The sequence below is a fragment of the Streptomyces sp. NPDC086549 genome, from assembly GCF_044746205.1.
GTDB lineage: Bacteria > Actinomycetota > Actinomycetes > Streptomycetales > Streptomycetaceae > Streptomyces.
The window spans coordinates 318,904-333,701 of sequence record NZ_JBIVBS010000010.1 but is presented as its reverse complement, the minus strand read 5'-3'; the positions used below and the strand labels follow the sequence as shown (position 1 = coordinate 333,701).

Sequence of the window (14,798 nt, the reverse complement as noted above, 5' to 3'; positions counted from 1 at the left end):
TTCACTCCTGGACCTTGCCGCCCGTAATGCGCGAGATGGTCAGCGCGACCAGGATGATCAGGCCGTTGAGGGCGCCGATCCACTGCGCGGGGACGCCGGCGAGGGTGAGCACGTTCTGGATCATGAAGAGCAGCAGAATGCCGCTGAAGGCGCCGAACATGGTGCCCTTGCCGCCGTTGAGGCTGATCCCGCCGATGACGGCGGCGGCGAAGACGGTGAAGATGTAGCCGTTGCCCTGCGCCGAGGCGACGGAGGCCAGGCGTCCGGAGAGCATCAGTCCGGCGAGCGCAGCGAGCAGGCTGCCGGTGACGATGACGATCCACAGCACCCGGTCGGTGCGGATGCCGGCCGCCTTCGCGGCGTCGACGTTGCCGCCGATGGCGTAGAGCGAGCGGCCGAAGCTGGTCCAGCCGAGGACGACAATGGCAATCGCGAACAGCAGCAGGCAGATCCAGATGGACGCGGGCATCCCGAACCATTCGGCGGTGCCCAGGTAGAGCATCGACTGCGGAAGCTGGAAGAAGGTCTGACCGCCCGATATGCCGGTGAGGACACCGCGCACGACGATCAGCATGCCGAGGGTGACGATGAAGCCGTTGAGGCCGAAGCGGATGATCAGCAGGGCGTTGATCACTCCGACGAGGGCGCCCACGGCGAGCGTGGCCGGGACCGCCCAGGCTCCGGGCAGAAGCCCGAGGCCGTGTCCCGCGCCGGTCGGCACCACCAGCCAGGCCGCCACACCGGGCGCGAGGCCCATGGTGGACTCCAAGGAGAGATCCATCTTCTTGACGATCAGGATCATCGTCTGGGCGAGAACCAGCAGGGCCATCTCGGACATGGTCTGCAGGACGTTGATGAGGTTGTCCGGCTGCAGGAAGACGGGGTTGACGATCTGTCCGACGATCGCGATGACCACGATTGCCGGTACGAGTGCCAGATCGCGCAGTCGCGCCAGAGGTATCCGGCCGCCGAGCAAGGCCGCCCGCTTGGCCCGCGGCTCGGCAGTCTTGGCCGCGGCGGTGTCCGCGAGGACGGTTTCAGGCATTGCTTCAGGCATGCAGGTCCACTCCTTCCATCGCGGCAACGAGGTCGTGGTCGTGCCAGCCGCGGGCGATCTCTGAGGTCACACGGCCCTGGAACATCACCAGGACCCGGTCGCACATGCGCAGGTCATCGAGTTCGTCGGAGGCGATCAGCACTCCGGTGCCGGTTTCCGCGGTCTCCTCGACCTTGCCGAGGAGGAACTCCTTGGAGCGCACGTCCACGCCCGCGGTCGGGTTGATCAGCACCAGCAGGCGCGGGTCGTCCGCCAGGGCGCGGGCCATGACGACCTTCTGCTGGTTGCCTCCGGACAGGGCGGAGACGGGCAGTTCGGGCCCGGGAGTCTTGATCGCGAGGTTCTCGATCATGCCCTCGGCGAGCCGGTCCCGGCGGCTGCGGCTCAGGAATCCGTTGGGGCCAAGCCGTTTCGGTACGGACAGCGTGGCGTTGTCCGCGATGGACATGTCGGGAACGAAGCCCTGGTGGTGCCGGTCCTCGGGGACGAACCCGGCACCGGCGGCGAGCGCCGCCGGCACGCTGCCCGGCCGGGGCCGGCTTCCGGCGATCTCCACCTCGCCCGCTGCTGCCGCCCGCAGCCCTACGACGGTCTCGGCGACCTCGGTGCGCCCGCTGCCGGCGGCACCCGCGAGTCCGACGATCTCCCCGGCACCCACCTGGAAGCTGACGTCGTCATACGCGTCGCCGCGCAAAGCGCGGACGCTCAGTGCTGCCGTTGCGCCGGGGTCGAGGTTGCCGGCCCGTTCCTCGCGCCGGTCGGCGGCCGCCTCGCCGGTCATGGCGGCGACGAGGTCGGCGCGGGGCAGTTCCGCGACCGGCGCAGTCACGATGTGCCGGGCGTCGCGGAAGACCGTCACCATGTCGCAGATCTCGTAGATCTCCTGGAGATGGTGGCTGATGAACAGGAACGTCACGCCCTGGCGTTGCAGGTCGCGGATGCGGCCGAAGAGACGGTTGATGGCGGCGCCGTCGAGTTGGGCGGTCGGCTCGTCGAGGATGATGAACCGCGCCCCGAAGGACAGCGCGCGGGCGATCTCGACGAACTGCCTTTGCTCCACGCTCAGATCGCCGGCCGGGGTCTGCGGGTCGACGTCCACCGACCACGTCGACAGCACATCCTGTGCGCGGCGGCGGGTGGCCTCCCAGCTGATGAGGCGGCTGCGTCCGTGGTCGTGCCGGTTCAGGAAGAGGTTCTCGGCGACGGTCAGCGTGGGAATGATCGTCGACTTCTGGTAGACGCAGGCCACGCGCTTCCGCCAGGCGTCGCGGTCGCTGGGCCGCGGGGCGGGCTCGCCGCCGAAAGTCACCGTTCCCTCGTCGGGGGAGTGGAGGCCGGTGAGGACCGACACCAGGGTCGACTTGCCGGCGCCGTTGCGGCCGACGAGCGCGTGGGTCTCGCCGGGTCGGATGGTGATCCGGGCGCCGTTCAGGGCCACCGTCGGACCGAATCGTTTGACTATGCCCGTCGCCTCGACGACGGGCGGGTCCGCCGGGGCCCGTCCGTCGTCCGCCGGGGCGGGCGCGGGGGTGGCTGCTCGATCCCCGTCGCTCATCTCAACCGCCTTGTTCTCGTGAGCCGTTGGACATCGGGAGAGGGATCAGCCGAGGTTGTTGCCCCACAGGGACTTGTCGTCGCTCTTGACGCTGGGTGCGCCGCCGTAGGAGGCGCCGTCCGCGGTGACGAGCGGGGCGGAGAGCTGGTCCTCGAGCAGGCCGTCGCGGACCTGGATGATGGTGCTGTCGTGGTCGGTCTTGCCGGGCTTGAACGTCTTTCCGTCGATCGCGGCCTTGAGGTAGTACAGGGCGTACTTGGCGTAGAGGTCGGCCGGTTGGGAGACGGTGGCGTCGATCTTGCCCGCGGCGATGGACTTGAGCTCCTCGGGAATGCCGTCGTTGGAGACGACGAAGACGTGCTTCGTGTCCTTGGGGCCGACCAACAGGCCCTTCTGCTTGAGGACTTGGAGAGTGCCGGACAGGGCGAAGCTGGACTGCATGTAGACGCCCTTGATGTCCGGGTTCGCGGTCAGATCGGTCTGCAGCTTCTGGGCGGCGACCGCCCCGTCCCAGTTGGTGGCCTCACCGAAGACCTTGATGCCGGGGTAATTCTTCTTCATGCAGTCGTTGAACGCCTCTGTGCGATCACGGCCGTTGATGGAGGAGAGGTCGCCCTGAAGCATGACGACCTTGCCCTTGCCGCCGAGCTTGGTGCCGAGGAACTGGCAGGCCTTCTCGCCGTAGGCGCGGTTGTCGGCCCGTACGACCATGTAGACCTTGCCGGTGTCGGGGCGGGTGTCGACGGTGACGACCGGGATCTTCTTCGCCTCCATCTGCGCCAGGGTGGGCGCGATGGCCGCCGTGTCCTGCGGGGCCATCGCGACGCCCTTGACGCCCTGGCTGATGAACGTCTGGGCGTTGGCGGTGAGCTTGGCGACGTCGTTCTGCGAGTTGGTGGTCTTCAGCTCCAGGCCCAGCTCCTTGGCTGACTGGGGTGTGTACTTGATGTACGAGTTCCAGAAGTCGGTGTCGGAGCGCGGGTAGTCGACGCCGACCAGCGGCTTGCCACTCGACGACGCCGAGGTGGTGGAGCCGCTGCCGCACGCACTGAGCAGCGCCAGTGCGGACAGGGCGGAGACGGCGGAACAGAGGGCGGTTCTGAGTCTCATCGGTGCTTCCTCGCGCCGGTCCCGTAGCGGGAGATGTTTCGCCTCGACGACATCTGCGTATCGCCGTGGACTAGAGATGGGATGTTTATAGAGGCGCAATCGGCCCCTGTCCAGACCTCCGCACAGAATCGCGACGAACCCCCAGTTCAGGCGTGTCCACCTGTAGAGAAGCGACAACCGAGAGGGTCATCCATCCCATCAATCACCCCCACTCCATGACTCGAACTGGCCACGAAGCCCTGCTAGACATGCGATGTTTGCATGGTCGAAATACGCAACCAAGCGAAGCAAAATAGGTCAACTCGCCTGACTGTACTGCCACTTTCATCCCTGCACACCAGTTGACATCCCAGGGAGACATGGCGGACCTTCATGCGTAACAAGCGGCGCCTCATTCACAGCAGCCACGCCGACTCGTGTTGCCCTGTGTCCCCCTGCCCCCTTCGCACCAGGGATGTCTCCATGTCGAGTTCGATCAACAGACGCCACTTCCTGGCCGGTGCCACCTGCGTGGCCGCAGCGACCGTTGCCGGAGGTGTGTTCGGCGCCGACGTCGCCCAGGCGGCGCCCAGCACGTACACGCCCGACTGGAACTCGGTCGACCAGCACCCGCCGGCCCCGGAGTGGTTCCAGGACGCGAAGTTCGGGATCTACTTCCACTGGGGCGTCTTCAGCGTCCCCGCCTTCGACAACGAGTGGTACCCGCGCAGCATGTACCAGGCCGGAAGCAACGCGAACCAGCATCACATCGCGACCTACGGCCAGCCGTCGGCATGGCCCTACCACAACTTCATCAACGGGGCACAGGACCTCGCGGGCAACTTCGTGAAGTTCGCGCCGAAGCTGAAGTCGGCGGGCGGGAAGTTCGACCCCGACGAGTGGGTGCAGCTGTTCGTCGACGCCGGCGCCAGGTTCGCCGGCCCGGTCGCCGAGCATCATGACGGCTTCTCCATGTGGGACAGCCAGGTCAACGAGTGGAACTCGGTGAACAAGGGCCCGGGGCTTGACCTGCTGAGGCTGTTCTCCACGGCCATCCGCGCCAAGGGCCTGAAGCTGCTGGTGGCGATGCACCACGCGTACCACTTCAACGGCTTCTACGAATTCGTCCCCGCGCAGACGGATCCCAGCCTCAAGAAGCTCTACGGGCAGACGGGTTCGACCGCGGAGAACCAGCGCTGGTTCGACAAGCTCAAGGAGGTCATCGACCGCGCTCAGCCCGACATCCTGTGGCAGGACTGGAAGCTGGACGCCGTCGACGAGACCCAGCGCCTGAACTTCCTGGCGTACTACTACAACCAGGCCAACAGCTGGGGCCGCGAGGTCGTCGCCACCTACAAGGACGGCATGAACGGCAAGGGCGAGGTCTTCGACTACGAGCGCGGCGGCCCGGCCGACCTCACCACCCCGTACTGGCTGACCGACGACAGCATCTCCAGCAGCAGCTGGTGCTACACGCAGGGCATCGGCTACTACAGCATCCAGCAGATGCTGCACTCGTTCATCGACCGGGTCAGCAAGAATGGCAACGTGCTGCTGAACATCGCGCCGATGGCCGACGGCACCATCCCCCAGGCGCAGAAGGACATCCTGCTCGGTATCGGCGACCACCTGAAGCGCTTCGGCGAGTCGGTGTACGCGACCCGCGCCTGGACGGCGTACGGCGAGGGCCCGACGAAGATGGGCGGCGGCGCGTTCACCACCCCGCATGCCGGCACCCCGCAGGACATCCGCTTCACCCGGAACAAGGCCGACAACGTCCTGTACGCCACCGTCCTGGGCTGGCCCGGCAGCCCCCTGACGATCAAGACCCTCAGCTCGGACCGGATCAACCTCTCGTCGCTGACCTCGGTGAAGCTCCTCGGCACCACCGCCGGCACCTACATCGACCTGCCGACGCCGACCCAGAGCGCCTCCGGTCTCACGGTCACCGTGCCGTCCTCGGCGCCGTACAACGCGGGCGCCTACGTGCTGAAGCTCACCTTCTCCGGCACGATCCCCGCCCTGAAGCCGCTCGCCGGCGCCGTCGTCTTCACGGACGTCGACTACACCGGCAAGGCCGCCGTGCTCACCCTCGGCGACCACACCGCGGCCGACCTGAGGACGGCCGGTCCGGGACCGGGCACCGTCTCCTCCGTCCGGCCGGCACCCGGCTACCAGGTGATCGGCTACTCCGGAGACAACTTCACCGGCACCTCCTGGACCTTCACCGCCGACAACCCCGACCTCAGAGTCACCGGCAACAACGACCAGATCACCTCACTGAAGGTCCAGTTCAACCCGGCGACGTACTTCCGGATCACCAACGCCACCGACGGTCTCGCCCTGGACAGCGGCGGCGGCGTGGCCTCCGGCGCCAACCTCAAGCAGTGGACCTGGGACGGCAGTTCGAACCTGCAGTGGCAGGCGGAGGCGGTCGGCGGCGGCTACTACAAGCTGGTCAACCGCACCAACGGCATGGTCGCCGACGGCTGGGGCGCCACCGCCGACGGCTCCGCCGCGAGGCAAGCCCCCTGGAACGGTGGCACCAACCAGCAGTGGACGATCACCCACCGGGGCGGCGACCGCTACTCGATCGCCAACCGCACCACCGGCCTGGTCCTCGACGGCGGCGGAAACGTCGACTCGGGCTCCGTCACCAAGCAATGGACCTACGGCAGCAGCACCAACCTGCTGTGGACCTTCACCGCGCTGTAGCCGGCGGAGCCCGCTGCCGCTGACGTGGCGGCGCGATCCGCTCCGGGCGAACTGGACCTGCGTCGGTTGCACGACGTTCGGCTCCAGTGCATGCCTGTGAGGGGCAGCCGTTCTCCATGGATGCCCCTGATACGGATCGTGCCGCCGCAGCCGCAGCCGTCGGCGGAGGTGAAGGAGCCGCAGTCAGTGCCGCGGCGCGGCTATCGCTGGCCGCAAGCGGTGCGAACCTCCATACGCGCGACAGGATTGCGGCGGCCGAGGACGCATGGTCGGCCGCGGCCGCTGATGACGCACCCCTCTCGCCGGGGACCTGCAACAGCGACACCGGCCAACAGTTCGAAATTCGACGCTGCTGGGCCCTGACTCGGGGCACGTGTCCCGGGGACGGGCGACCTCACTCGGTGAAGGGGACACGCATGCAGACAGTGCATATGCCATTAAGGGCGTGGGGGTGGGGACGCGGGAGGCGTACGGGGGTGATCGCCGCGGTGACCGCTCTGCTGGCGGTGCTTCTGGCCGGGTTGGGCACGGCCGGGACGGCGCAGGCGGCCACCGTGGAGACGAACGCGTGGTACGTGCTGGTCAACCGGGGCAGTGGCAAGGCGCTCGACGTGTCGGGCGCGAGTACCGCCGACGGGGCGGCCGTCCAGCAGTGGACCCGCCATGGCGGTGCCAATCAGCGGTTCCAGTTCGTCGACTCGGGCGGCGGTTATTACCGGCTGAAGGCACAGCATTCCGGCAAGGTGCTGGACGTCTTGAACTACTCCGGCGCCGACCACGCGGACATCGTGCAGTGGAGCGATGCGGGTGGCACCAACCAGCAGTTCCGGCTGGCAGACTCGCCGGACGGTTACGTCCGTCTGATCAGCCGCAACAGCGGCAAGGCCGTCGAGGTGGAGAACGCCTCCACCGCGGACGGCGCCAAGGTCGTGCAGTTCACCGACTGGGGCGGGGCCAACCAGCAGTGGCAACTGGTCCGCGCGACGGGAGTGCTGGCACAGGTGCACACCGCGGGGCGGGTCAAGGACGCCGGAAACACGGTGCAGTACAGCTGGCCCGGCGTGTACTTCGCGGGCCGCGTGGGCGGCACCGGCGTCGGCATCGTGCTCAACGACTCGGCCGCCGACTACGACGTCCAGGTCGACGGAACCACCGTCGCCACACTCGTCAGGCCCGGCAACACCACGCACTGGATCAACGGCCTGCAGAACCGTGAGCACACCGTCCGGCTCGTCAAGCGCAACGACACCCCGGGGGACATCAGCACGTTCGGAGGCTTCGTGGCCGCGCCCGGCGGGGCCGTGCTGAGCAAACCGACGGCCCGCAACCGTCAGATGGAGTTCATCGGGGACTCCCTCACGGTGGGCTACGGAAACCTCTCGACCTCCCGCGACTGCACCTCGGACCAGCTCAAGCGGACAACCGACGCCGACGTGAGCTACGGCGCCCTCACCGCCCGGCAACGCCGCCCCGTTGAGCGCACGCACGATCGGGGCGTCAGCCATGACCGTATCGAATTCCCGTTCGGTGGACGTGCCGCCGTTGTGGTCGAGCGGGGCGCGGAGGCGCCGGCGCCGCCCACTCCGGCACCCGGCGTTCCGGAACGCACCGGCCAGGGCGCCGTGGAACGACTACCGACAACTTCACTCAACCGCGGGCAGCGCGATCGAATAGGGTCGAACACCAGCAGTGAAACATGGGATGTTAATGAGGTCGGCGCTGAGAGGGAGAAGGAGGCAAGCGGGCCGTCGGAGCAGCGACGACGGGACAAAATGGCACAGAACTCGCTCCTGTGGCGCCGATCCCCAAAATCTGGCATCCATGGGACGTCCAGCCGGGGATCTGCGTGATATCTGTACGAGTGCGCTAAGGGGCCGTCAGGGCCGAACCCGCTCGGTACAGGAGGGCCGGGGCAGAGGGGACACCGGAGAGGCTCGGTGTCGTCAACGCTCACAGCGCAAGAGGCTCCCCCACCCACGCCGTTCTGCCAGTACGTCAGGCGGCCGCCGACACCCACGGGACGGCACGGCGGCCGAGCTGCTGACGCGAACGGCGATCAGCCCCGTTGCTTCAGCACCCACTCGTAGTAGAGGACGCCTGCATGAGAAGATCTCGGCTTCTCCCCCTGATCACGCTTGTCGCTGCCGTGCCCGGGGTGACGGCGGCAGGTGTGACCCCTGCCGCCGCCTCCAACACGCCCTTGCGGGTCCTGCCGTTGGGCGACTCGATAACCTGGGGCGTGGGAAGCAGCACGGGCAACGGCTACCGGGGTCCGTTGTGGGACAAGCTCGCCGCGGACGGCCATCCGCTGGACTTCGTCGGCACGTTGCGGGGCGGTTCGATGTCCGACCCTGACAACGAAGGCCACTGCGGATACAAAATCCACCAGATCGCCGCACTCGCCGACGCTTCGCTGACCCGCTACCGGCCCAACGTCGTGACGCTGGAGATCGGCACCAACGATCTCAACGAGAGCTACCAGGTCTCCACAGCCAGCGACCGGCTGAAGTCGCTGGTCAACCAGATCACCGCCGCCGTCCCCGACGCAACCGTCCTCGTGGCCTCCCTGGTCGTGTCCACCAGCGGCTCGGAGGAACAGTACAGGGCCGCATACAACCGCGCCGTCCCCCAAATCGTGAGCGACGCACAGGCGGCGGGCAAGAAGGTCGCATACGTGGACATGCGCAGCCTGACCACGGCCGACCTGGCCGACGCCCTGCATCCCAACGATTCGGGCTACCAGAAGATGGCCGACGCCTTCCACCGCGGCATCCGGGCCGCGGACAGCGCCGGGTGGCTGAGGAACCCCGCCCCCGCCGCCGCACGCGCGGAGTCCGGCACCGCCGGCAAGTGCCTGGATGTCAACGGTGCCAGCACCGCCGACGGGACCGCCGTCCAGATCTGGGGCTGCAGCGACACCGCCAACCAGCTCTGATCCGCCTACACCGACGGCCCCCTGCGCTCCATGGGCAAGTGCCTCGACGCCGCCGGCGGCACCGAAGGCCATGCCCGCTGACCACTTCTGCCTCAACGAGATGCAGTTCGACGCGCCGGCCCACGCGTCAGGTGGGGGCATAGGGACGGTGATCGGGTGAGAGTGACGGCTTGTCATGTCGTCGCTGCTGTAGGGGGCGTGGGCGCCGTCTGTGGTCGGCCTGCGGGAACAGCGCGAACTGGGTGCTCGCCCGACTGGATGAGCTGCAGGAGGAGGCTGACCGCATCCAGGCAGAGCCGGCCGTGCCGGAGCGGGAATGGCACGAGTGGGCCATCATCCGCTCGGCCGCAGGCGGCGAAGCCGAAGTCGCAGGTGCCGATGTGGCGCGAGAGACTGGCCGGGTGGGTGCTGCCGGTGGACTACCAGCGCATCCGTGAGGCGGCAGCCGTCCGGGCCCGGCTCGGCGGGGGCTGCGACCTGCCAGGAGTTGGCGGTCGATTCCGGCATGGACGGGGTGTCGGAGGGTGGAGGGGCGCCTGCCCGCGGTGCGGCCGGACCGGGCAGCGGGCCAAGCGGCGGTCCACGACCGACCATGGCCATCGACCAGTAGACCGTCGCCTCGGCGCCGGTCGTGCGGCGCTCGCCGTCACGGGCCAGGCGACGAGTGTGGGAGACCACGGTGTCTCCCAGGCGCGGCGACGGCCGGATCGTACTGGTGCGACATCGCGAACCGCTCGTCGCGCGTGAGCCGTTCGAGCCGCTCGGCGGCGCTCTGTGCCCCTCCGATCCGGGATCGCAGAAGGAAAGGCGGTCGTGCCGGAAAAGGACGCCGAGCCCGCGGCGCGCCCCCTCGGAAGGCCAGTGCGGAGCCAACTCGAAGCTAGGCGTCGAAGCGCTTCGACAGTGCCAGTCTCGCTGCCGGGCTGTCAATGCCCCAACATCGGAAAGTTTCCTACGGGAGGGGCCCTTGTTTCACACGAAACCTGTCCGTTAACTTTTCGCCTGTGGTGAAGCGCTTCGACAACTCTGCCGCAAGAAGACCGCAGCCATGAGTCATGAGTTGAACCGCAAAGCGCGGCGGGGGCGCTGACCCTGTGCCCGGAGCAGCTCGCCGGGCCACGCGCCCGCGCTCACAGCCGTGTCCGGCCCGACGCGGGAACTGGGCCGGGTGGCGGTCGACCGGGTGATCGCCGACTTGCCGCCGCGCTGCGGGGCGAGCGCCCGGGACGAACAAGTACTGCTAACACCAACCTTGACGGTCCGCCACAGCACAACCCGCCTTTCCGTATCCGAGGAACCGTAATGACGGCACGCAGCATCATCGCCCGCCTGGGCGGCCTCGCCTTCGGCGGCGACCACAACCCCGAGCAGTGGGACGAGCCGGTCCGGAAGGAGGACGACGAGCTCATGCGCCGGGCCAGGGTCGACCTGGCCACCGTGGGAGCATTCTCGTGGCCCCTGCTCGAACCGTATGAGGGACGCTACGACTTCGCCTGGCTCGACGCCCACATCGACGAGCTGCCGGGTCTGCCGGCCGGTGCCGAAGCCGTCACCCGGCACGCACCCGACGGCCGCCACCGGCACTTCCTGATCAACCAGGGCACCGCTGCCGTGCCCTTGCCGAAACCCGTCCACGACCTGCTCACCGGCGCAGTCATGCACGAAGTCCCGCCCGGTGGCTGCGCCGTCCTGCGCGGGCACTGACCTCGAAGGGGCCGCCATGACCAAGGAACAAGGGACCTTCCACTGGGGGCACGAGGCCCTCCGGCTCGAGATCGTCCTCGATGACGACGGCAGCCCGCGCCTGACGCACCTCGGGCTGCCCGGCGAAACACAGAGCATCCCCGGTGCGTCCCTGCCCCTGGTGGAAGTGACGGCCGCGGGGCACGGCCGCGGCTGGTCGGGCAACCGCCTCGTCGGCACCGCTCTCGGCGAACGTCTGCGCCACCGGACCCACCGCGCGACCTGCGACGGCGACTGGCACACGCTGACCCTCCACCTCCACGATCCGGAAACCGGGCTGGTCGCTGAGGTGACCTACCGGTCACCGAACGGCATCCCCGTGCTCCGCAGCGAGGTGACCGTGCGCAACGAGGGGCAGAGCACGCTGCATCTGGAGTCGGTCAGCTCGCTCGCGGTGGGCTGCCTCACCCCTCAGGTCCCGGCAGCCGTCGACGCCGCGGACCTGCTGTGGGCGGAGAACGACTGGCTCGCCGAATGCCGCTGGCGGCGACAGCCGATGCGTCTGACCACACCGGCCCACGGCGGACGCGTGAGCCACGCGAACGGCAGAGCCGGCTTCGCCCTGAACGGGCAGGGCACCTGGTCCAGCTGCGGACACCTCCCCATGGGCGGCCTGACGGACCGGCGCACCGGCCGCACCTGGGTGTGGCAGGTCGAGCACAACGGCGGCGGCTGGCGCTGGGAGTGCGGCGAGCACGACCGAGCGGCCTACGCGGCACTGTTCGGACCCACCGACACCCACCACGGCTGGCGGCACTCCCTTGAACCGGGCGCCGCTTTCAGCACCGTGCCCGCCGCCCTGTCCTTCACGGCCGACGGCGGCCCCGACGCTGCGTTCGCCGCGCTGACCCGCTACCGCCGCGCCCAACGCCGCCCGCACGCCGACCACCAGCGCCTGCCCGTCATCTTCAACGACTACATGAACTGCCTGATGGGCGACCCCACGGCCGAGAAGCTGCTGCCTCACATCGGCGCGGCCGCCGACGCAGGCGCGGAATACTTCGTGATCGACGCCGGCTGGTACGACGGCGACAACGGCGGCTGGTGGGACACCGTCGGCGCCTGGGAGCCCGCCACCTCCCGGTTCCCCGGGGAGCGCGGGATCCACGAGGTGCTGGACCGCATCCGGGAGCGCGGCATGGTTCCCGGCCTCTGGCTGGAGCCGGAGGTGATCGGCGTACGCAGCCCCCTGGCCAAGTCCCTGCCCGACGAGGCGTTCTTCCGCCGCGACGGCGTCCGCGTCACGGAGGCCGGCCGGCACCACCTGGACCTGCGCCACCCGGCCGCCCGTGTCCACCTGGACCAGGTCGTGGACCGCCTGGTCGGCGAGTGGGGCGTCGGCTACCTCAAACTCGACCACAACGTCGACCCCGGCTCCGGCACCAGCGCCCACCCCGGCGAGACCCCGGGCGCCGGCCTGCTCGGCCACAACCGGGGGCACCTCGACTGGCTCGACGGCATCCTCGACCGGTACCCACACCTGGTGGTGGAGAACTGCTCCTCCGGCGGCATGCGCTGGGACCACGCCCTGCTGTCCCGGATGCAGCTGCAGTCCACGAGCGATCAGCAGAACCTCCACCTCTACGCGCCCATCGCGGCTTCCGCACCCACCGCCGTCACCCCCGAACAGGGTGCCGTCTGGGCGTACCCCCAGCCGGAGGACTCCCTCGACGAGGTGGCCTTCACCATGGCCAACGCGCTCCTCGGCCGGATCCATCTCTCCGGCCGCATTCCCGAACTCGAGCCGGAGGCCCGCGCCCTGGTCCACGAGGCGGTAGCGGCGTACAAGGCCATCCGCGCCGACCTTCCGCAAGCCGTGCCCTCCTGGCCACTCGGCCTTCCTGCCTGGGACGACCCCTGGATCGCCCTGGCCCTGCGCACTCCCGCCACCACCTACCTCACCGCCTGGCGCCGCCCCGGAACCGACTCCACGGCGACGCTTCACCTGCCCCACCTGCGGGACACCGCCGCCCGCGTCGACCTGCTCTACCCCTCGGCCAGTCGGGCCGTTCCCGCCTGGATGCCCGACACGGCCGAGCTGAGCCTGACCCTGCCCACCGCGCCGTCCGCCGTCCTGCTCCGCATCACCTCCACGGACCCCGGCGCTCCCTGAACCACCCCACGCCCGCTTCACTACTCGACGAGAGGACCCATCGGGTGCCCCCTCTGCTCCAGCCGGACGGACGCTACGCCAACCCCGTCATCCCCGGCTTCCACCCCGACCCGAGCATCTGCCGCGTCGGCGACGACTACTACCTGGCCTGCTCCAGCTTCGAGTACTTCCCCGGTGTGCCCCTCTTCCACAGCCGCGACCTGGTGCACTGGACGCAGATCGGCAACGCCCTGGACCGGCCGGAGCAGCTGCGGCTGTCGGACTCGTGGTCCTCCGGCGGGATCTACGCCCCCACCCTGCGCCATCACGACGGCCGCTTCTGGCTGATCGTCACCAACTGCAGCGAGGGCGGCGGCAACCTGATCGTCACGGCCACCGACCCCGCCGGACCCTGGTCGGACCCCAGCTGGGCGCCGGGTGTCCCCGGCATCGATCCCGACCTGGTCTGGGACGAGGACGGCACCTGCTGGTGCACGGTCGCCGGGGTCTCGCAGGTCCGTATCGACCCGTCCACCGGGCAGACGTACGGGACACCGCACAGGCTCTGGTCCGGCGGACCCGGAGCCAAGGCCCCGGAGGCGCCGCACCTGTACCGGATCGGCGACTACTGGTACCTGCTCATCGCCGAGGGCGGCACCGAGCGCGGCCACGCTGTCTCGATCGCCCGCGGCCGTACGCCCGCCGGCCCTTTCGAGCCGTGCCCGGCCAACCCGATCCTCACCCATCGCGGCACCGACCACCCCGTGCAGAACACCGGGCACGCCGACCTGGTCCAGGGCCCCGACGGCTCCTGGTGGATGGTGCTGCTCGGCGTCCGGCCGGGCGGCGGCACGCCGGGCTGGCACGTGCTCGGCCGGGAGACCTTCCTGGCGCCCGTGACCTGGGTGGACGGCTGGCCGGTCGTCGGCGAGGTCGCCCTGGACCTGCCCGAGCTCCCGTGGCCGCTCTCCCCCGGCCCCGTCGAGGAGCACCGGGACGACTTCGAGCTCGCCGAACTGCGACCGTCCTGGATCTCCCCGCGCGACCGGCCCGCCGAGCACTGCACCACCAAGGAGCGCCCCGGCTGGCTGACGCTCCGCGCGCGGGGCAGTTCCCTGGACGAGCCCGACGTGGTGTTCACCGGCCGGCGCCAGCAGCATCTGTCGTGCCGGGCGCGCGCCCTGGTCGATGCTGCGGCGGGAAGCGGTGGCCTCGCCGTCCGGCTCGACGAGCGACACCACTACGCGATCGAGGTGTCCGGCACGCGGGTGCGGGTGGTCGCGCGCGTCGGCTCCCTGCGCACGGTCGTGGCCGCGCGGTCCGTGCCCGCCGGGTCGGTGGTCCTCGCCGTCACGATCACGGAACCGCCGTCTCCACAAGGGCCGTGCACCGGACCCGACGTGATCTCCCTCGGCGTCGAGCAGCCCGACGGCACGTTCACCGAGCTCGCGACCCTCGACGGCCGCTACTTGTCGACCGAGGTCGCCGGCGGCTTCACGGGTCGGGTCATCGGCATGTACGCCGCGGCAGGCACCGTCTACTTCGACTGGTTCGACTACGAGCCCCTCGACGGCTGAACCAGGCCCTCTCCCTCTGCTGACGGGGACACAGG

Annotated in this window: 8 protein-coding genes and 1 pseudogene; 6 read left to right on the top strand and 3 right to left on the bottom strand. The window is 69.3% G+C overall.

The features are described from left to right. Window position 1: 1 nt before the first annotated feature. From ACIPSA_RS29685 to ACIPSA_RS29675, 3 genes are read right to left on the bottom strand one after another with little or no spacing between them, the layout of a single operon-like run. On the bottom strand, window positions 2–1,045 hold the full coding sequence (locus ACIPSA_RS29685; RefSeq protein WP_402639889.1) for an ABC transporter permease: 1,044 nt from the start codon (window positions 1,043–1,045) through the stop codon (window positions 2–4). 4 nt (window positions 1,046–1,049) lie between these two features. After that, entirely contained in the window at window positions 1,050–2,612 is a 1,563-nt protein-coding gene (locus ACIPSA_RS29680; RefSeq protein ID WP_402639784.1) for a sugar ABC transporter ATP-binding protein, read from the bottom strand. Between the two features lie 45 nt (window positions 2,613–2,657). Continuing rightward, on the bottom strand, window positions 2,658–3,722 hold the full coding sequence (locus ACIPSA_RS29675; protein WP_402639782.1) for a sugar ABC transporter substrate-binding protein: 1,065 nt from the start codon (window positions 3,720–3,722) through the stop codon (window positions 2,658–2,660). Window positions 3,723–4,184: 462 nt separating this feature from the next. Here ACIPSA_RS29675 and ACIPSA_RS29670 point away from each other — a divergent pair, with 462 nt between their 5' ends. From ACIPSA_RS29670 to ACIPSA_RS29645, 6 genes and pseudogenes are all read left to right on the top strand, one after another. Then, window positions 4,185–6,416 (top strand): alpha-L-fucosidase, encoded by a 2,232-nt coding sequence (locus tag ACIPSA_RS29670; RefSeq protein WP_402639779.1) that lies wholly within the window; start codon window positions 4,185–4,187, stop codon window positions 6,414–6,416. Window positions 6,417–6,847: 431 nt separating this feature from the next. Next, window positions 6,848–8,266 carry an RICIN domain-containing protein gene (locus tag ACIPSA_RS29665; protein ID WP_402639888.1) on the top strand — a complete coding sequence of 473 codons (1,419 nt, stop codon included), beginning with the start codon at window positions 6,848–6,850 and terminating at the stop codon, window positions 8,264–8,266. A 251-nt stretch (window positions 8,267–8,517) separates the two neighbouring features. Continuing rightward, window positions 8,518–9,411: pseudogene (locus ACIPSA_RS29660) on the top strand (GDSL-type esterase/lipase family protein); the annotation flags it as partial. A 1,242-nt stretch (window positions 9,412–10,653) separates the two neighbouring features. Then, a complete protein-coding gene (locus ACIPSA_RS29655) occupies window positions 10,654–11,055 on the top strand; it encodes a beta-galactosidase (protein ID WP_402639776.1) in 402 nt (133 codons plus the stop codon). A 16-nt stretch (window positions 11,056–11,071) separates the two neighbouring features. After that, a complete protein-coding gene (locus ACIPSA_RS29650) occupies window positions 11,072–13,207 on the top strand; it encodes an alpha-galactosidase (RefSeq protein ID WP_402639775.1) in 2,136 nt (711 codons plus the stop codon). Between the two features lie 44 nt (window positions 13,208–13,251). Then, a complete protein-coding gene (locus ACIPSA_RS29645; RefSeq protein ID WP_402639773.1) occupies window positions 13,252–14,763 on the top strand; it encodes a glycoside hydrolase family 43 protein in 1,512 nt (503 codons plus the stop codon). The last annotated feature ends 35 nt before the right edge of the window (window positions 14,764–14,798 follow it).

What these genes read in the sequence shown, in the direction of transcription:
- ACIPSA_RS29680 (WP_402639784.1), bottom strand. Translation starts at nt 2,612, where the DNA reads ATGAGCGACGGGGATCGAGCAGCCACCCCCGCGCCCGCCCCGGCGGAC.
- ACIPSA_RS29665 (WP_402639888.1), top strand. Translation starts at nt 6,848, where the DNA reads ATGCCATTAAGGGCGTGGGGGTGGGGACGCGGGAGGCGTACGGGGGTG.
- ACIPSA_RS29685 (WP_402639889.1), bottom strand. Translation starts at nt 1,045, where the DNA reads ATGCCTGAAACCGTCCTCGCGGACACCGCCGCGGCCAAGACTGCCGAG.
- ACIPSA_RS29675 (WP_402639782.1), bottom strand. Translation starts at nt 3,722, where the DNA reads ATGAGACTCAGAACCGCCCTCTGTTCCGCCGTCTCCGCCCTGTCCGCA.
- ACIPSA_RS29670 (WP_402639779.1), top strand. Translation starts at nt 4,185, where the DNA reads ATGTCGAGTTCGATCAACAGACGCCACTTCCTGGCCGGTGCCACCTGC.
- ACIPSA_RS29655 (WP_402639776.1), top strand. Translation starts at nt 10,654, where the DNA reads ATGACGGCACGCAGCATCATCGCCCGCCTGGGCGGCCTCGCCTTCGGC.
- ACIPSA_RS29650 (WP_402639775.1), top strand. Translation starts at nt 11,072, where the DNA reads ATGACCAAGGAACAAGGGACCTTCCACTGGGGGCACGAGGCCCTCCGG.